Source organism: Bacillus sp. S14(2024) (assembly GCF_050473785.1).
Lineage (GTDB): Bacteria > Bacillota > Bacilli > Bacillales > Bacillaceae_G > Bacillus_A > Bacillus_A yunxiaonensis.
The window spans coordinates 1,352,673-1,370,361 of record NZ_JBFLUP010000006.1 but is presented as its reverse complement, the minus strand read 5'-3'; the positions used below and the strand labels follow the sequence as shown (position 1 = coordinate 1,370,361).

At 36.0% G+C, this 17,689-nt stretch carries 20 protein-coding genes; 5 read left to right on the top strand and 15 right to left on the bottom strand.

Annotated features, from left to right (window positions below; translation table 11 throughout):
- Positions 1-10: 10 nt before the first annotated feature.
- Positions 11-2,071 (bottom strand): glucose-specific PTS transporter subunit IIBC, encoded by a 2,061-nt coding sequence (ptsG, locus tag AB1279_RS07395; RefSeq protein ID WP_429758303.1) that lies wholly within the window; start codon positions 2,069-2,071, stop codon positions 11-13.
- A gap of 335 nt (positions 2,072-2,406) precedes the next feature.
- Entirely contained in the window at positions 2,407-3,255 is an 849-nt protein-coding gene (gene glcT / locus AB1279_RS07390; protein WP_429758302.1) for a glucose PTS transporter transcription antiterminator GlcT, read from the bottom strand.
- Positions 3,256-3,420: 165 nt separating this feature from the next.
- Between glcT and AB1279_RS07385 the strand changes: the two genes are divergently transcribed.
- Positions 3,421-4,236, top strand: a complete 816-nt coding sequence (locus tag AB1279_RS07385; RefSeq protein ID WP_429758301.1) for an HAD family hydrolase — start codon at positions 3,421-3,423, stop codon at positions 4,234-4,236.
- A gap of 134 nt (positions 4,237-4,370) precedes the next feature.
- On the opposite strand, the gene phnF is transcribed toward AB1279_RS07385, so the two are convergent.
- The 3 genes from phnF to nagA are packed head-to-tail and all read right to left on the bottom strand — an operon-like array spanning position 4,371 to position 6,967.
- Positions 4,371-5,102, bottom strand: a complete 732-nt coding sequence (phnF, locus tag AB1279_RS07380; RefSeq protein ID WP_429758300.1) for a phosphonate metabolism transcriptional regulator PhnF — start codon at positions 5,100-5,102, stop codon at positions 4,371-4,373.
- Complete coding sequence (locus AB1279_RS07375) at positions 5,032-5,820, bottom strand: glucosamine-6-phosphate deaminase (protein WP_429758299.1); 789 nt, start codon at positions 5,818-5,820, stop codon at positions 5,032-5,034. Before AB1279_RS07375 ends, phnF begins: the two co-directional genes overlap by 71 nt.
- Before the next feature lie 4 nt (positions 5,821-5,824).
- Positions 5,825-6,967: an N-acetylglucosamine-6-phosphate deacetylase gene (nagA, locus tag AB1279_RS07370; protein ID WP_429761321.1), complete on the bottom strand. Its 1,143-nt coding sequence runs from the start codon at positions 6,965-6,967 to the stop codon at positions 5,825-5,827.
- Positions 6,968-7,159: 192 nt separating this feature from the next.
- Here nagA and AB1279_RS07365 point away from each other — a divergent pair, with 192 nt between their 5' ends.
- Positions 7,160-7,636 carry a hypothetical protein gene (locus AB1279_RS07365; protein WP_429758298.1) on the top strand — a complete coding sequence of 159 codons (477 nt, stop codon included), beginning with the start codon at positions 7,160-7,162 and terminating at the stop codon, positions 7,634-7,636.
- A gap of 58 nt (positions 7,637-7,694) precedes the next feature.
- On the opposite strand, the gene AB1279_RS07360 is transcribed toward AB1279_RS07365, so the two are convergent.
- The 3 genes from AB1279_RS07360 to AB1279_RS07350 all read right to left on the bottom strand — a co-directional run bounded on the left by AB1279_RS07360 (position 7,695) and on the right by AB1279_RS07350 (position 10,066).
- Positions 7,695-8,597, bottom strand: a complete 903-nt coding sequence (locus AB1279_RS07360; protein ID WP_429754025.1) for a ComEC/Rec2 family competence protein — start codon at positions 8,595-8,597, stop codon at positions 7,695-7,697.
- 76 nt (positions 8,598-8,673) lie between these two features.
- Positions 8,674-9,246 (bottom strand): SMC-Scp complex subunit ScpB, encoded by a 573-nt coding sequence (scpB, locus tag AB1279_RS07355; protein ID WP_429754024.1) that lies wholly within the window; start codon positions 9,244-9,246, stop codon positions 8,674-8,676.
- Positions 9,247-9,334: 88 nt separating this feature from the next.
- Complete coding sequence (locus tag AB1279_RS07350) at positions 9,335-10,066, bottom strand: segregation/condensation protein A (RefSeq protein WP_429711647.1); 732 nt, start codon at positions 10,064-10,066, stop codon at positions 9,335-9,337.
- Between the two features lie 169 nt (positions 10,067-10,235).
- On the opposite strand from AB1279_RS07350, the gene AB1279_RS07345 reads away from it, so the two are divergent.
- Positions 10,236-10,331, top strand: coding sequence for a YjcZ family sporulation protein (locus AB1279_RS07345; protein WP_336481478.1), 96 nt, complete (start codon positions 10,236-10,238; stop codon positions 10,329-10,331).
- Positions 10,332-10,445: 114 nt separating this feature from the next.
- Positions 10,446-10,964: a DUF309 domain-containing protein gene (locus AB1279_RS07340; RefSeq protein WP_429754022.1), complete on the top strand. Its 519-nt coding sequence runs from the start codon at positions 10,446-10,448 to the stop codon at positions 10,962-10,964.
- A gap of 169 nt (positions 10,965-11,133) precedes the next feature.
- Here AB1279_RS07340 and AB1279_RS07335 read toward each other — a convergent pair whose 3' ends face one another.
- Complete coding sequence (locus AB1279_RS07335) at positions 11,134-11,499, bottom strand: GNAT family N-acetyltransferase (protein ID WP_336481480.1); 366 nt, start codon at positions 11,497-11,499, stop codon at positions 11,134-11,136.
- A gap of 309 nt (positions 11,500-11,808) precedes the next feature.
- A complete protein-coding gene (locus AB1279_RS07330; RefSeq protein WP_429754020.1) occupies positions 11,809-12,246 on the bottom strand; it encodes a peptidylprolyl isomerase in 438 nt (145 codons plus the stop codon).
- Positions 12,247-12,454: 208 nt separating this feature from the next.
- On the opposite strand from AB1279_RS07330, the gene AB1279_RS07325 reads away from it, so the two are divergent.
- Positions 12,455-13,321 (top strand): DUF1002 domain-containing protein, encoded by an 867-nt coding sequence (locus AB1279_RS07325; protein ID WP_429754019.1) that lies wholly within the window; start codon positions 12,455-12,457, stop codon positions 13,319-13,321.
- Between the two features lie 26 nt (positions 13,322-13,347).
- Here AB1279_RS07325 and AB1279_RS07320 read toward each other — a convergent pair whose 3' ends face one another.
- From AB1279_RS07320 to spoVAD, 5 genes are all read right to left on the bottom strand, one after another.
- Positions 13,348-14,154, bottom strand: coding sequence for an HAD family hydrolase (locus AB1279_RS07320; protein ID WP_429761320.1), 807 nt, complete (start codon positions 14,152-14,154; stop codon positions 13,348-13,350).
- A gap of 90 nt (positions 14,155-14,244) precedes the next feature.
- Positions 14,245-15,717 carry a spore germination protein gene (locus tag AB1279_RS07315; RefSeq protein WP_429754018.1) on the bottom strand — a complete coding sequence of 491 codons (1,473 nt, stop codon included), beginning with the start codon at positions 15,715-15,717 and terminating at the stop codon, positions 14,245-14,247.
- Positions 15,710-16,273, bottom strand: a complete 564-nt coding sequence (locus AB1279_RS07310; protein WP_429758297.1) for a stage V sporulation protein AE — start codon at positions 16,271-16,273, stop codon at positions 15,710-15,712. Before AB1279_RS07310 ends, AB1279_RS07315 begins: the two co-directional genes overlap by 8 nt.
- A 5-nt stretch (positions 16,274-16,278) precedes the next feature.
- Positions 16,279-16,629, bottom strand: a complete 351-nt coding sequence (gene spoVAE / locus AB1279_RS07305) for a stage V sporulation protein AE (protein WP_429754016.1) — start codon at positions 16,627-16,629, stop codon at positions 16,279-16,281.
- Positions 16,630-16,632: 3 nt separating this feature from the next.
- Positions 16,633-17,646, bottom strand: coding sequence for a stage V sporulation protein AD (gene spoVAD, locus AB1279_RS07300; protein WP_429758296.1), 1,014 nt, complete (start codon positions 17,644-17,646; stop codon positions 16,633-16,635).
- Between the last annotated feature and the right edge of the window lie 43 nt (positions 17,647-17,689).

Sequence of the window (17,689 nt, the reverse complement as noted above, 5' to 3'; positions counted from 1 at the left end):
CGTCTAAATTTTACTGAATGTCAATAACGCTTGTTTCACCTTTCTTGACATTACCTTGCTTTTTGATTTCAACTTTCTGTCCTTCTTGTAAGTTTGTGAAAACAATTGGCGTAATAATAGAAGGCGCATTTTCTTTTACAAACGCTATATCTACTTTTAATAAAGGTTGGCCTTGCGTTACTTTATCTCCTTGAGAAACTAGCGCTTCAAAGCCTTCTCCATTCAATTTCACCGTATCAATACCAAAGTGAATTAGAATTTCTTTTCCGCCTTCAGATTGAATACCGATCGCATGTTTCGTTGGGAATACGTTCACAATTTCACCATTTACCGGAGAAACTACAGTTCCTTCCGCTGGTTCAATCGCAAATCCATCACCCATCATTTTTCCGGAAAACACTTGGTCCGGCACTTCTGTAATCGGTAAAATTTTACCTTCAATCGGAATCGCAATTACTTCATTTACATCTGCTTTTTGTACAGGCGCTTCTACTTTTGCAGGCGCTTCTTTTGGAACATGCACTGCACGACCTGCCATAATATCTTGAATTTGTGATTTTAACGTATCAGATTTTGGACCGAAAATCGCTTGAATATTGTTACCAACCTCAAGAACACCTGCTGCTCCAAGCTCTTTTAAACGATCTTTATTTACATCCTTTTGATCCTTTACTTGAACACGTAAACGTGTAATACAAGCATCTAAAGAACCAATGTTTTCTTTTCCGCCAAGCGCTACTAAAATTTCACCTGGAAGCTCGCCTGCTTCTACTTTTTCGGCCCCATCAGTGTCTTCTACTACCTCACGACCTGGTGTTTTTAAATCCCATTTGCGAATCGCAAAACGGAAACCGAAGTAGTAAATTACTGCTAATACAAGACCAACAATAATTACCCACCACCAAGCGGTACGGCCTGGTAAGACACCAAATAGCATAAAGTCAATAAAACCACCTGAGAATGTCATCCCGATTTTAACACCTAAAATTTGCATAGTCATAAACGACAAACCAGCAAACACAGCATGTATTCCAAACAATACAGGTGCTACGAATAAGAATGAGAACTCAATCGGTTCTGTAATACCTGTTAAGAAAGATGTTAACGCAGCAGACCCTAAAATACCAGCTGCCATTTTTTTGTTTTCCGGACGTGCTTCATGATACATTGCTAATGCTGCTGCTGGAAGACCGAACATCATGAACGGATATTTACCTGTTGTAAATGTACCAGCTGTTAATGCGACACCGTCTTTTAATTGTGCCATGAAAATCTTTTGGTCACCGTGAATAATTTCACCCGCCGAGTTTGTATATTGACCAAACTCAAACCAGAATGGTGCATAGAAAATATGATGTAGTCCAAACGGAATTAAAGAACGCTCAATTAAACCAAATATAAATGCCGCTAATGTTTTATTTGTATCAATCATTTGATGCGAAAATGCATTCAAGCCGCCTTGAATTGGTGGCCAAACAAAGCACATTAGAATCCCTAAAAGTAAAGAGAATGTTGCTGTTGCAATTGGCACGAAACGTTTACCAGCAAAGAATCCTAAATATGGTGGCAATTCGATGTTGTAGTATTTGTTATAGCAATATGCTGCTAATATCCCTACAATAATACCACCAAACACTCCGGTTTGAAGTGTTGGAATACCTAATACATTTGCATAAGAGGGATCTGTAAAACCAGTTTTAACTGGAACTTTATCACTTACAATTGTAACGAATTTGTCTACTCCTAAGAAGACGCTCATCGTTTTGTTCATAATTAAATATCCAACGAAGGCTGCTAATCCAGCTACTCCGTCTCCGTTTGCTAACCCGATAGCAACCCCTACTGCGAATAATAATGCAAGGTTTGCGAAAATAATATCCCCAGATTGTTCCATAATTTTTGCTACTTGAACAAACCAGTCTGCTTTTAAAGCAGGGATTATATTTGTTAACTGTGGATTTTGAAATGCATTACCAAATCCAAGTAAAATACCTGCCGCCGGAAGGATAGCAACTGGAAGCATTAATGCTTTTCCGACTTTTTGAAGAACACCAAAAATCTTTTTAAACATTTGGATTCTTCCTCCCTTTCTTTTTTATTTTTACTTTCGGCAAATGCAAAAAGGCATGAGTTAAAAAAAGGTAGAAAATAGCTATCAAGGAGTAGTATGTCCCTTTCAATAGCTACCATTCCAACCTCTTCTTCACTCATGCCTGATCGAATCAGTAACACGTGTCGAATCGTAATGAAATAAGTGCGATATTCAGTTCACGCAAACGTTTCCGTTTATCGATACGCAAAATTTGTCGAAAGTAATAACTTTCTGTAAGTTTATTATACATAAGTCATGTAAGCGATTCAACAACTTTTTTTAACGTTTACATTTTCGACAAAATCAAACAATTCCTATACTTGTTCTACCTTCACAAGGCGCTGTAAATGCATCGTTAAATAAATTGTTTCCGCTTCATACACAGGCAATTGCAATTGTTTTTGCATTACTTTAACAAGCTTCCATGCCAAATTATAGCACTCTGGAAATTCAGCTTTTAATAGAGCTGCAAAATGTTGTGATTCTTCCACTTGTTCACCATTTTTCACACGTTCAATTGCGTATTGCAAATGCCGAACAAGACGTAAATAATGAATGCTCTCTTTATCTAACACGATCTGTAAATTTGCTTCAATTAAAGAGACGAGATGAGCAATCAATTTAGAATTTTGACTAATAGAAGACACTTCAGAGTTTGTAATAGAGCTATAGATATGCAATGCGATAAATCCAATCTCCCCTTCTGGAAGATGAATATTTAAACGAGAGTTAATTAATCCTACAACTTCCTCTGCAATTTTATATTCGTTTGGATACAGTACTTTTGTTTCTACTAAAAATGGATTATCTACTGTAAATCCTTGCTTTAATCGCTTAATAGCAAAAGCAATATGATCCGTTAAAGCAATATGAATATGCTCATTTAACGGTGTAGCTACTCGATCTTGAATATAAAACATAAGATCATTCATTAATTCAATTAACTTCTCACTCACATGCGGAACAAGAAGTTTATATTGTTCACGCTCACGTTCATTTGTTAACACAAACATTTTTTCAATCTGTTCTACTTCTAACATTTCTTTTGCTTTTTTGCCAAACCCAATTCCTTTTCCAATAACAACTACTTCTTCATGTTCTGGATGGGCAGCAATAATAACGTTATTATTTAAAACTTTTTTAATTTCGAGACAATTATTCATTCAACACCACCCTTGCACGTAAAAAGGTCTTCTTTCATGTTACAGAACAATCTTATTTTTCGTCAATGTAAAACATCTACCATTTTGAAAATGTCGTTTTTTAGACATGATTGTATGAGATGCGTATAATGTAATGATATACGCCTAGTAGAAAGGAGCAACACCATGATTAAAATGTTCATAAGCGATATTGATGGCACAATGATGCAACACGGAGGTGTAATCAATGAACAAGATATAGAGGCACTGCGTAGCCTTGCTGACCAAAATATAATCCTTTGTTTCGCTTCTGGAAGACTTGATAATGAAATTGCCGAGTTAATGAACAAAGTTGATATGAACTTTCATCGTATTAGTGTAAATGGTGTATTTGTATATACACACGAAAATAAACAATTGCTATCAGCAACATTTGATTCTACTATTTTACCAGAGCTATTGTCTATAACAAATAAAGAACCATTCTTTCGCTATGTAAGTGATGAATATAATTATTATATTGAGGAAAAAACACCGTTTATTCATGAGCTCGAGAAGCAAATAAAAATGACTTCCGTTGCAGAACCAAATTTGCTCGAAAAAATCGATAAGACAATTTTCCCGAATAAAATTTCAATTGGGGGTACAAAAGAAGATTTAGTTACTCTTCAAAAACAAATTGATGAAACTTTTAAAGGAAAAATAAGCACCTTTATTTCTGCCGAGCAGTGTTTAGATGTGATGCCACCTAACATTAGTAAAGGTTCTGCTATTTCTGTCTTATTAGAGGAATTTAACATTCAGCCTAATGAAATAGCTTGTATTGGTGATTCTTACAATGATATCCCAATGTTTGCTTTAACACCTCATAGCTTTGCGATGGCGGGCGCAGATGATGAAGTCAGACAACACGCAACTCATACAGTTTCTTCTGTTAAAGATGCGATTGAATATGTTCTTCATTATAATGAAGAACATAAAAATACGACTCACTCCCTATAAGGATGAGTCGTATTTTTATCCCTCTATTCGCGAGGAGTAAAAAGCCGATTGGTGAGAGCTTTCCATCAGTGGGGTTTTCTTCATCTCCACTGATGGAAGTTTCACTTAATTTCACTCCATAAAACATTATTTTCCTATTTATTGCGTGAAATATTTGTAATAAACTTATAGCGATCTCCTCTGTAAATACATTTTACGTATTCCAGCGGTAACTCACCTTCTGCATACGACCATTGTCTCATTACAAGCACAGGTGCTTTCTTTGGAATATGAAGATGCTCAGCCTCTTCATCCGTTGCGATAGATGCTTCAATAGATTGCGTAGCACGAACTAGCTTAAAACCTAGTTTTTTTTCTAAATGCTCATACAATGATTGCTGCAAAATTTCTTCGTTAATATCTTTTACAAGAGATGGTGACAAATACGTTGTCTCAAACGCAATTGGTTCTTCATCAGCTAAGCGAATACGTCTCACTTCATAAACTGATTCTCCCTCTTGAATTCTAAGTCTGTCTGCTACTTTAGCAGTAGCCGGAACAAGGCGAAAGCTTAATAACTCACTACTAGGTTCCATTCCACGAGAGAGCATATCCTCTGTAAATCCAGTCATGCCTTGCAGCTTTTGTTCAACTTTCGGAAGTTGTACAAAAGTTCCAATTCCACGCTTTCGGTATAAATATCCTTGTTCAACTAAGTTATTAATTGCCTGTCTGATTGTCATTCGACTTACTTCAAACTTATCACATAATTCATTTTCAGATGGAATTTTATCTCCCGGCTTCCATTCACCGTCTTCAATTAGTTGTTTCACCCACTCTTGAATCTGATAATAGATCGGAAATGGTGAATACTTGTCGATGTTCATCAGCAATCGCCTCACTGCATAAAGATAGAGCTTCTTGATCTGCGATTACGGTTACATTTGGATGACGTTGTAAAACTGTAGCCGGACAACCTTCGTTTACGTTCCCTTGTAGCATTTCCTTAATCGCTTCTGCTTTTTTCAAGCCAGAAACAATAAGTAAAATTTGCTTCGCTTTCATAATGCTACCAATTCCCATTGTAATGGCATGAGTTGGCACATCTTCTTCTTTTTCGAAGAAACGACGGTTTGCTTGACGAGTAGATTCTGTTAACTCAACAATGTGAGTTGCAGAATCAAGTGGTGTTCCCGGCTCATTAAATCCGATGTGACCGTTTTCACCGATTCCAAGAATTTGCAAATCAACTGGATTGGCATCAATAATGTTTTCATAACGTTTACATTCCTGTTGTAAATCGCCTGCCATTCCATTTGGTACATAAGTTTTTTTAAATGGAAGATGATCAAACAACTGTTCTTGCATAAAATAATGATAGCTGTTTTTGTCTTCGTGTGGTAAATGTACGTACTCATCTAAGTTTACAGTGGTTACACGGCTTGTATCAAGTTTATTTTTTCTCATTAATGCATAAATCCCTAATGGAGAGCTTCCTGTAGCCATTCCTAGCACTGGATTTTCTTTTGATTTTACAATTTCTTCAATTATTTTATAGCCTGCTTCTGCTAATTCTTCTGGAGTTTTTACAACAAGGATATTCATCTATTTACTTCCCTTCTTTCATATGGATTCCTAATCGAACGGTATCATATACATGTAAATCTTCTGTCATAACAACAAAATCTGCATCTTTACCTACCGCTAATGCACCTTTGTTATTTAATCCAAATTCTTCCGCTTGGTTAACCGATGTCATAAGTACAGCATCCTCAATTGAACATCCTGTAAATTCAATTACATTTCGGAACGCTTGGTCCATTTTCAAAATACTACCAGCTAATGTTCCATCTTCTAATCGAGCACTACCATCTTTTACATGTACAGGCTGTCCGCCAAGTTCATATAATCCATCTTCTAAACCCTTTGCACGCATTGCGTCAGTAATAACACTTACTTTTTTAGGACCTTTTAATTTATATGCCAATTTCACCATGTCCGGATGAATATGAATACCATCTGTAATCACTTCAACCATTACGTCTGGGTTTAATAACACATGACCAACTACACCCGGCTCCCGATGATGCAAACCACGCATTTGATTATAAAGGTGTGTTGCATGTGTAATATTTCTACCTGTTAATTGCTTATCAGTTGCATCTGTATGTCCGATTGTACCGATAACACCAGTTTCTGCGAGGTATTGTTCAAACTCACGCGCCCCTTCTTCTTCAGGAGCATATGTTACCAGTTTAATTAAATTTCCGCTTGTTTCTTGCCATTGTTTAAATTGTTTAATATTTGCAGGAACAATGTATTCAAGCGGCTGTGCACCTGCACGTTTTTTTGAAACGTACGGGCCTTCTAAATGAATATATTCAATATGTGCACCTTTTCCCTTTGCTTCTTTTGCAGCACTTAGAGCTGCTTCAATTGCTTCAGGAGACTGCGTCATTGTTGTTGGAAAGAAAGTTGTAACTCCTTCTTGTAACATCTGTTTACCGAGAGTTACTAATCCATCGCTATTTGCATCCATTGCATCAATATCGTATCCACCGTGAATATGAACATCAATCATTCCTGGAATTACAATATTCCCTTTTATATCATGAATCTCTTCATTTTCTTGTGGTACATACTGAGCCATCAATCCCAGTTCTTGAATTTGATCTGTATAACGAATAAAACCGTTTTCTAGCACTTCATGACCTGTATAAATTTTGGCATTGATGACAACTTGCGTTTTCATTTCCATCGATCCTTTCCCATATAATACTACTTGTATTATTACCTATTTGCCTATTTTCATCATAATATATACACGAGTAGTTGTCTATACAATATAGATGAATTTTTGATAAAAGAAACAGGTAATTCACTTTTCTTCTCTAATTATAATATATAACATTCATTTTATTCAAAAGGAGAGATTAACAATCTCATGAAGAAATCCGCAATTATTTCATTCACTATCTTTATAACAGTAGTTCTTATTGGCTGTGGAACGTATTATATTATGACGAAAATGAATATATCTAAACAAGTCTCAACACCTCCAGAACCTCCAAAAGATGCTCAAACTGCAACTATTTACAAATCAATTCATAAAAAGCATGAATTACTAAACAAATTGATCTGTTATGACCAATATAAAAACTGGACCCCTTCCTCTTCTTTATGGACTGAGCATGATGCTACCTTAAAACAAATTGAAGAACAATTCTTACAATACACACCGTCAGTTGAAGGCGATTTACAAAAAGACTTTCAAAATATTGTTTCTTACACGAAACAAGCCCGTAAAGAGAAAAAAGCAACTACACTTGTAGAAATACATCGTGTTATGCATGACTTAGACATTTTATTAAACGGATATCAAGAAAAGCTTTGGAACGTTACTGTATATAAACGTAATTAACTATATTTGTAACTTCAGCAACTTATATACCCGCTGCTGAAGTTAGCTGATACATACACTATTTTAACAACGGTAAAGGTAACTGATGCTGAATAACAATACGCTCTCCATCTGTCTCAATTTCAACATCATGTTTTACTGTAGTATATACAGTAATGCCATGCCGATATAGTCGTTTCATCACACTTCGATGTGGATGACCATACGGATTCTTTTTATCATATGAAATAACAGCAAACTGCGGTGCAACAGCCGTTATAAATTTTTCACTCGTTGATGTATACGAGCCGTGATGACCAACTTTCAATACATCTGCATGTACATCATATCGTTTTATCATTTCTTCCTCTGTATTTGTATCTGCATCTCCCATAAATAAAAAATCAGCCTTACCATAACGAATTTTCAATACAATAGAGGATTCATTATTTTCTCGCTTCGCTTTCCCATCATTTAACACTTGAATAGAAATATGAGGATCTAGAGGGATATATTGCTTTTCTTTTACTCGTAAAAATGGTACACCTCTTTTTTTAATACTTCTTATGTACGTATGATATGTAAATGAACTATATAGTTTTCCACTATCTAACACAAGTGAAACTGGCATTTGTTCAATAATTGGAATTAATCCCCCGATATGATCCATGTCAGGATGCGTACCAATAACAACATCTAAACGCTTAATCCCTTTTTTAATTAATGTATCAATAATAGGCTCTCCTGCTTCATACGGTCCACCATCAATTAAAATTGTTTTCCCATTCGGTAAAGAAATAATTGTTGCATCCCCTTGCCCAACTTTTAAAAAGTTTACAGTCATCTTACCTAAATGCGTACGCTGACTTGAAAAGGAAGAAGCCGTATGTATAGAATTATGCTGACGTATAGGGGATGCACTATTTAAAGTTATACATAATACAATTGAAAATAGAAAAAGAGCGATACGCACATCTTTCATACACCTTCTCCTTTTTCTATTTAGTATGACGCAGCTTTCATTTCATATACAAAAAGCTTGGCAAAATGCCAAGCTTTCACTTCGAAATTTCTTGTAAAGAACCAAAGAATAAATCCGCTTCATTCATTCCTTCGCCCTCTTCTGATAAAGCAGGTAATTCATCTAATGTTTGTAATGCAAATGTATCTAAAAACTCTTTTGTTGTGCCGTACAAAATGGGACGTCCTGGTCCTTCTGCACGCCCTACTTCTTTAATTAACAAATGAGACACAAGTGTTTGCAAAGCGCGATCTGTTTTTACACCGCGAATCTCTTCGATTTCTGTTCTCGTAATTGGCTGACGATAAGCAACAATTGCTAATGTTTCTAATGCCGCTTGCGATAAAGATGCAGCTGTTGGTGCATCCATCAATTTTTGATAATACGAGGCGTGTTCTTTCTTCGTTGTAAAACGATACACCTTTGCAAATTGAACAATTTGCAAACCTCGTTGCAACTGCTCATATTCCGTCTGTAATTCCTCTACAAGCTCTATTACAGCTTTCACTTCTATTTCTAACACTTTTGCGATTTGTTCCGGATAAATCCCTTCATCACCTGCTACAAACAGCAGTCCTTCTATAACTGCCTTTTGTTCTTGTCTATCCAACGATAAAAGCTCCTTTCTCACATTCCTTGTATCCATATACATCATAAAGACCGAACAACAATATATTGCGTTCGGCCAAACTGTACAACTATGATTTCAATAAGAAAATCTCATCAAAATTATGCTCTTGCTCAATGACAATTTGCTGATGTTTCATAAGCTCTAAAATTGCTAAAAATGTAACAACAACCATTTCCCGGTCGTCATCTGCAAATAAATCATAAAAACTTTGACGACCTCCTGCCATTTCTAATTGTTTTAAAACATCACCCATTCGTTGTTCAATCGGGATCTCTTGCCGAGCAACTGTAGCTGTTACCGGACGTTGTATTTTCTTTCGACGCATTAGCTTTTGAAATGCTGCTAGCATATCATATAGCGTAACATCAATCGGCAGCTTTTCATCATCCTCTTTTTGAAACATCATAAAATCAAGAGGCGGGCGTGTATATAGCTGTGCTCGTTCTTGTTCTTTTTCTTTTAATTGGGTAGCGGCTTGCTTATATTTCTTATACTCAATCAGGCGTTCCATTAACTCTTGCCGAGGATCTTCTATAAATTCTTCACTGCTATCCTGTTCATCTTCTTCATGCTTTGGAAGTAACATTTTACTTTTAATTTGTAATAGCGTCGCGGCCATAACTAAATATTCACTTGCAACATCAAGCTGCAATTCTTTCATCGCATGGATATATGATAAATATTGTTCTGTAATTTCCGCTACAGGAATGTTATATATATCAATTTCATAACGATTAATTAAATGTAATAACAAATCTAAAGGGCCCTCAAATGCCTCAACTTTAAAATTATATTGCACAAATCATCCCACCACATTTTTTCTGTCACTCCATAAGTATAGAGCATACTCATACACTATCCAACCTTTTTCAGAAATTTAATCAAAAATAGACGTATACCTATGCCACAATGCCCATCGTGTTCATATGATAACAGTGTAATGAGTACATTGTAGGAGGTTACAAACTATGGGAGGACATATTGGAGGTTTCCACGGCGGATTCGCTCTACTCGTTGTCTTGTTTATTTTATTAATTATTGTCGGTGCAGCTTGCTTCTGTTAACTGACATAAAGCGACTAGAACAATCTCTAGTCGCTTTATATTTATCCCCACTGTTGAAAGTTTCACTTTATGATACACTATATATGTACGCTGCTTAGAATAGGAGTGAAAAGCATGTATCATGAAGCATACATACAGTTTTTAATTCATTTTCATAGTGATTACGACTACTTTGAATGTCACGAAATTTTAGAAGAACATTGGAAAACAAAACCTCGCGGAGAACGTGAGCAACATTGGGTAGGTCTCATTCAAATTGCTGTTGCTTTATATCATCATAGACGTTGTAATTGGAATGGCGCTCAGCGAATGATGAAGAGCGCGCTCTTCATTTTACAAAATGAAAAACAACACATAGAAGCTTTAGATTTAGACTATCCCAACCTATTATTGCTCCTTGAGGAACGACTGCACATCATTCAAAATCATAAACCTTATACAGCACTATTTCTTCCTTTTTCTAATCCGAATCTAGAAAACATATGCATACAATTATGTAAAAACAAAGGACTTTCTTGGAAAGATACTTCTTCTACTCCAAATGACGATATTATTCATAAACATTCTCGCCGCAATCGTGAAGATGTGATTGCTGAACGAAATGTGCAATTACAAAAAAGAAAGCAGAGATAACATTATCTCTGCTTTTATCCTGCTACTTTTGAACAGTAAAATCTCAACCTCAAAATTCAGAAAAAAGAAAGAAGATAGGGTGGAGATAACTACTGGCATACGCCAATTGGTGAGAGCTTTCCCTCAGTGATGGATGAAAATAATCCCCACCGAAGAAAGTTTCACTTTATTAATGCACATTATGTTCGACTTCTTTGCATTTCTCACAAAAGCCAGAAGTTTGTTCATTGCCGCATATCGTAACATTCGGCAGCATTGTTTGTAATTCTTGTACCATTTTTGTTCCAATTCCCACGTGACGATGCGAAGGGTTCACACTAATATGCTGAATTTCTAATACACCTTCATCTTGTTTTACCGTACCAATAATCCCAACAATAGCATCGTCCTCTTTCCATAAATAGAGCTGCCAATTATCATTTTTTTCATAATCCTTCATCGTTGCTTGTAAACGTTTTATATCTTTTTCCATTGGCATAAAAGAAAGAAGTCCCATTGCAATTTTTTCATAACTTTTTTTAAAACGAATTAACATGAAATTTATCCCTTCTTACAAAAGTTACAAATCATATATCCCCTAAACCAGCAATTTAAATCTTACATCATGTCTATTTTACAATATTTCTAATTAGCTGAGAAGGGTTGCCCAAAAACAACTTTATAATCATACAAAGAGGGAAAGAGGAAGTCAAATATAGATATTCTGTTTATAATAATATTGTCCGCATTTAGCTTAAATGGTACATAAAAACATAAATTCTCCCATACGTATCTTTTACCGCTCTTAACTTACACATTCCTTTTTTACAAAAAAAGAGAGAGCATTTTGCTCCCTCCTCACATTTTACTCTTCCCAAACTTTAACTTCTTTCATAACATCGCCTTGACGCATATTTAATACTGGCTCAATACCACTTGTTACCTTTCCAAATACAGTATGAACACCATCTAAATGCGGTTGTGGTTCATGTACAATAAAGAACTGGCTTCCTCCAGTATTTCTTCCTGCATGTGCCATAGAAAGTGCGCCTACACCGTGTTTATGAGGGTTGCCATCTGTTTCGCAAGGAATGGAGTAGCCAGGACCACCTGCTCCTGTTCCTGTTGGATCGCCACCTTGGCTTACAAAGCCAGGAATTACTCTGTGGAACGTAACGCCATTATAAAAGCCTTCGTTTGCTAGTTTTTTAAAGTTATCTACTGTTTTTGGTGCTTCTTCTGGGAAAAATTCTAGTTCGATTTTTTCACCGTTTTCCATTAATATGTATCCTAAAGTTTTCATGTATAATAAGCTCCTTTCAACAATCTCAGCCTTATATTACCACAATCACTGTAATAAACAAAAATATTATTGCAAAAACCTTTATAAAATCCGACAATCCTGCTGTTTCTTTAACAAATCAATCTGAAGACGGATGACAAATACAGAAAATATACTATAATTACTTTGTTGCCCGAAAATTTTAGAAAGAGAAAGGGAGCGATTTTTCGTGAAAACGAAACTATTAGCGCTGCTATTAGCTATGATGGTCTTTTTAATTCCAACAGCTTCATATGCAGACGTGATTGAGGGAGAGTCTATTGTTACATTAGGAGAAAATTTAACAGAGCAGCAAAAACAACAGCTTCTTGAAGAAATGAAAGCGCCAAAAGATGCACAAATTATTACGGTATCAAATGCGGAAGAACATAAATATTTAGATGGAATTGTACCAAACGCACAAATCGGCACAAAAGCAATTTCTTCTTCTATGATTACGTATACAAAAAAAGGATCTGGTCTTGTTGTACAAGCACATAATATTAATTGGGTAACGGATGCAATGTATACTAACGCATTAATTACAGCAGGTGTAAAAGATGCGAATATACACATTACAGCACCATTTAAAGTATCCGGAACTGCAGCTTTAACAGGTTTAATGAAAGCTTACGAAACAACATCGAAAAAAGAAATTCCAGACGAAGTAAAAAAAGTGGCAAACGAAGAAATGGTTCAAACTGCAAAACTTGGTGACCAAATCGGGAATGATAAAGCTGTACAACTTGTTGCGAACGTTAAACAAGAAATAGCAAAAGAACAGCCAAAAACAACAGAAGATTTACGTTCACTCATTAAAAAGGTTGCAGATCAACTTGGAATTACATTAACTGATGAACAACTCAATAACTTAGTAGCACTCTTTGAAAAAATGAAAAATTTAAATATTGATTGGAATCAAGTTAGTAACCAATTAAATAAAGCAAAAGACCATGTTTCCGCGTTTCTAGGTTCTGAACAAGGTCAAGGCTTTTTAGAAAAGCTAAAAGGTGTATTCTCTAGCTTTATTGACTTTATTAAATCACTATTTAACTAAAAAAAGCTCGTCATTGACGAGCTTTTTTATGCTAACAATGGAAGTTTCATAATTGCTTCTTCTACAGAACGAACAACATGATTCGCTTTTTCTTTTACATATGGATGAGCATGATGCAACGTAAAAGAATGCGGCGTCACAGAAAACATTGAAACATCATTAAAAGAATCCCCAATGCACGCTACTTCATGTGCCTCTACTTGTAAGTGTTCCATTAAAATTTGCAGCGCACTTCCTTTACTAATTCCAACTGGCATAATATCCACATATCTCTTTCCTGAAATCACTACTTCTGCTTTGCCTCGAAACTTGTTTCGCAGCTCTTCATCTAACATTGTAACTTTTGCTTCTTCTCCATATACAAATAATTTTGAGGGATGAATAGTTTGTCCAAACTCTTCCTCTAATGTCTCCACTTCTGCGATTTTCACTTGAATAGATTCTTCAAACATACGATGATGCTCATTTTTCTTTTTCGTATATCGGTGCTCCTTCGCACATACAATATCCGCCATCTCTTTTTCATGTATATATTTATATATTTCCCGGGCAATTTCACCATTAAAAGTCGATTCGTGGAGCTTTTCCCCTTCTTTCGTTAATAAGACCGCACCATTTAACCCTGTTGTATAATAAGGGAAAGCGAATTGCTTCACAGCATCATGAATACGATGAGTAAAACGGCCAGAAGCAAAACAAATATCCGTTCCCTTCTCTGCCAGCCAGCATAATGCTTTTTCATCCTCTCGATGAATCCGGTTCACATTATAAACGAGTGTATCATCTAAATCACTCACAAATAACTTAATCATGTAATCTCCCCTTCCATACAACATATGTACTTCTAGTGTACAAAAGAAATGTTATGTTTTTGTTAAAAACATATAAATTTATAATAAAAATGAGCAGAAGTTTCCTTCTACTCATTTTTGTCGTCTTTTATCTTGTGGATGAACTATACTTGGACGCACTTTCAAATTAGGAATAGACGGTCGAATCAAAATTTTCACGAATGCTCCCCAATCAAATGGAAGAAACGGCCAAAGATATGGTGTTTGCAAACTTTTAGTCGATGCTAAAAATAAAATTAACAATGTCATTCCAATAACAAATCCTGTATCTCCAAATATAGCTATACATACGATGAGGAATAATTTAGCAATTTTATTCCCTAATCCTAATTCATAACTTGGCGTTGCAAATAATCCAATCATAGAAATGGCAGTATATAGAATAACTTCTGGTACAAATAGACCGACATCAATTGCTATTTGACCAATTAATATAGCTGAAATTAACCCGGCTGCTGATGACAATGGTGTTGGTGTATGAATAGATGCCAGTCGCAAAAATTCCAATCCTACTTCTGCTAAAATAATTTGCAAGAAAATTGGTAAATTTGTCGTTTTATTCGGTCCAATAAACGCAAGTTTTTCTGGCAATAAAGTAGGATCAAGTACAAACGCAAGCCAAAGTGGTAATAAAAACAGTGAAAACAATAGTCCAATAAATCGAGTCCAACGTAAAAACGTTCCGACAGCTGGATTTTGCCGAAACTCCTCAGCATGCTGTACATGATGAAAGTATGTTGTTGGTGTAATAATTACGCTAGGAGAAGTATCTGTCAATAGCAAAACATGTCCTTCTAGCAAATGATTCGCAGCAACGTCTGGTCTTTCTGTATATCGAATAAGTGGAAAAGGATTATATCCTTGTTTAACAAGGAACTCTTCAATGGTTTTATCAGCCATCGTCACACCATCGATTTGAATACTTTCTAACTCTTGCTTTATTATTTTCACTAAGTCTGGATTCGCAATATCTTGTATATATGCGATACAAGTATCAGTTTTTGATCGGTCACCTACCCGCATCATCTCATACCGCAAGCGAGGATCACGAATACGCCGCCGAATAAGACCCGTATTCACAATAATATTTTCAACAAATCCATCGCGGGCCCCTCTAACAACTTTCTCTGTATCCGGCTCTGTCGGAGTTCGTCCCGGATAACTACGAACATCTATTACAAATGCTTCTGTTTCTCCCTCAACAAAAATAACGATTAAACCTGACAAAACCTGAAATATAACATCTTCCATCGTCTTTATTTTACTTACTTGCTGATGAATAAGACGATTTTCTAACAGCTTTACAGTATTGTCTTCATACCTTTGTATTTCATTCGTATCAACAACCTCATCCAAAATGTGTATAATGAAGTTTGAATCACATAAACCGTTCACATAGAAAACACCAATTTCTTTATCTAAAATTTGAAATTTACGAATTCCCACATCAAACGTAACCCCAAGTCCAACCGTTTGTTTTAAATAATTTTCATTATCGCTTAAAAATGAAGAAATTGGTATACTAGTCTTTTTTTGATTAGTCATAAAACCCACTCCTTTCTAAAATTACTTGAATTGCTTTTTTTGTAATCGGTGATCCACGCTTGCAGTCATCATTTCCGCGCATTTTTCCAATATCCCCAATTCCAACAATAATGGGAACATGTAGTTCATCTAAACAGTAAACGGTATCACCATTAATCCTTCCTATTTCAACATCCGCTAACCCAAACTTATCAACACCATATTCGGTTAACCGTCCTTCCCGATCGATGCTTACATCAACGCGGGCCCATTCCCAATGATGTGTATTAGAGGCGACAGCTAATACGCCAAGCACATCAATTTGTTTATTTGTTGCTACATATTTTAGTGCTTTTTCTCCTGAACCTTCTCCAATATATCCACTATCATCAAACATAACAAAAACTGGGTCATGTGGTGTTTGCATGATAAGCTCAACGATCTTTCTCCCTGTTAATTTCGTTGGATTACTTTGCGATGCCGAAATACATCGTCCCCCAAACTCCTTTGATAGTAACTCGATTGTTCGCTGTGCATATTCATCTCCGTCTGTCACCAAAATAACCCGTCTTCTCATCTTGTTTATCCTTTCGGTTTAAAAATAAGTGCTGCTAAAAATGCAAATAAAATTGATGCTGAAATTCCAACAGATGTTAACTTAAACATTCCCATTCCAATCCCAAGATAACCATGCTTTTCTGCAGCTTCCATCGCACCATGCAATAAAGAATGACCAAAACTTGTAATAGGAACAGTTGCTCCTGCTCCTGCAAACTGAATCAATTTATCATAAATTCCAAATCCATCTAAAATAGCGCCAGCTACTACGAAGATTGCCATAACGTGTGCAGGTGTTAATTTTGTAAAATCTAACAGTAGTTGTCCGATGACACAAATCGCACCTCCAACTACAAACGCATATATAAATTCCACATATTACACCCCTTTTATTCTTTCAAATACGATACCGTGTGCAATCGTTGGAATCGTTTCTTTTTGTTGAATCATAATCGGATTTAACAAGGCACCAGTTGCTACAACAAAAATCCGTTGTAAATTCCCCTTTCTCATTTCTTTCATTAAATGTCCATATGTCACAACTGCAGAGCAGGCACAGCCACTCCCACCTGCAAATACTTGCTGGTCATCTCTGTAAATCATTAAACCGCAATCATTATAGACATTACCTATGTCATAGCCTTCATCTAACAAAAGTTGCCGCGTAATTGGTGTTCCAACTGCAGATAAATCACCCGTCACAATTAAGTCATAATCTGCAGCACTTCTTTTTAAATCTTCAAAATGCTGTTGAATTGTATGGGCTGCAGCAGGCGCCATAGCAGATCCCATATCAAACGGATCTGTTATGCCTAAATCTTGAACTTTTCCAATGGTTGCTGATGTTACTTTAATTGAACTTCTTTCACGACTAATTAAAGCTGTACCAGCTCCTGTAACAGTGAATGTCGCTGTAGTTGGTTTTTGCCCTCCATACTCTGTTGGATAACGAAATTGCCTTTCAGCAGTGGCATTATGACTACTAACTGTTGCTAATACGCGATTTGCAAATCCACCATCAATAAATGCAGCGCCAACAGCGAGCGTCTCCATAGAAGTTGAACACGCTCCAAACATTCCTAAAAATGGAATCGAAAGTTCTCTAGCAACATAATTTGCTGTAACCGTTTGATTTAATAAATCTCCAGCTAAAAAAAAATCGATATCAGATGCTTGCAGCTTTTCTTTTCGCAATACTTGTTGAATGGAATCCCTCATTAATCGTCTTTCTGCTAGCTCCCAGCTCTCTTCTCCGCAATGCAAATCATCATATGTAATATCAAAACTATCTCCAAGCGGTCCCTCCGCTTCTTCCGGTCCAACAGCCGTTCCTGTCGCATTCACATATACATCGTTTTGAAATACCCACGTTTGTTTCCCAGTTAATCTCATCTGTCTTCTCCTTTACTTACATAAAGTGAAACTTCCCTTAGTG

Bases quoted from the DNA above. Each gene is read 5' to 3' on its own strand.
- phnF (WP_429758300.1), bottom strand. From the start codon at position 5,102: ATGAACATCGACAAGTATTCACCATTTCCGATCTATTATCAGATTCAA.
- AB1279_RS07310 (WP_429758297.1), bottom strand. From the start codon at position 16,273: ATGAGAAGACGGGTTATTTTGGTGACAGACGGAGATGAATATGCACAG.
- AB1279_RS07315 (WP_429754018.1), bottom strand. From the start codon at position 15,717: ATGACTAATCAAAAAAAGACTAGTATACCAATTTCTTCATTTTTAAGC.
- AB1279_RS07365 (WP_429758298.1), top strand. From the start codon at position 7,160: ATGAAGAAATCCGCAATTATTTCATTCACTATCTTTATAACAGTAGTT.
- AB1279_RS07345 (WP_336481478.1), top strand. From the start codon at position 10,236: ATGGGAGGACATATTGGAGGTTTCCACGGCGGATTCGCTCTACTCGTT.
- AB1279_RS07340 (WP_429754022.1), top strand. From the start codon at position 10,446: ATGTATCATGAAGCATACATACAGTTTTTAATTCATTTTCATAGTGAT.
- AB1279_RS07335 (WP_336481480.1), bottom strand. From the start codon at position 11,499: ATGTTAATTCGTTTTAAAAAAAGTTATGAAAAAATTGCAATGGGACTT.
- ptsG (WP_429758303.1), bottom strand. From the start codon at position 2,071: ATGTTTAAAAAGATTTTTGGTGTTCTTCAAAAAGTCGGAAAAGCATTA.
- AB1279_RS07385 (WP_429758301.1), top strand. From the start codon at position 3,421: ATGATTAAAATGTTCATAAGCGATATTGATGGCACAATGATGCAACAC.
- AB1279_RS07330 (WP_429754020.1), bottom strand. From the start codon at position 12,246: ATGAAAACTTTAGGATACATATTAATGGAAAACGGTGAAAAAATCGAA.
- glcT (WP_429758302.1), bottom strand. From the start codon at position 3,255: ATGAATAATTGTCTCGAAATTAAAAAAGTTTTAAATAATAACGTTATT.
- spoVAD (WP_429758296.1), bottom strand. From the start codon at position 17,646: ATGAGATTAACTGGGAAACAAACGTGGGTATTTCAAAACGATGTATAT.
- nagA (WP_429761321.1), bottom strand. From the start codon at position 6,967: ATGAAAACGCAAGTTGTCATCAATGCCAAAATTTATACAGGTCATGAA.
- AB1279_RS07360 (WP_429754025.1), bottom strand. From the start codon at position 8,597: ATGAAAGATGTGCGTATCGCTCTTTTTCTATTTTCAATTGTATTATGT.
- AB1279_RS07375 (WP_429758299.1), bottom strand. From the start codon at position 5,820: ATGAATATCCTTGTTGTAAAAACTCCAGAAGAATTAGCAGAAGCAGGC.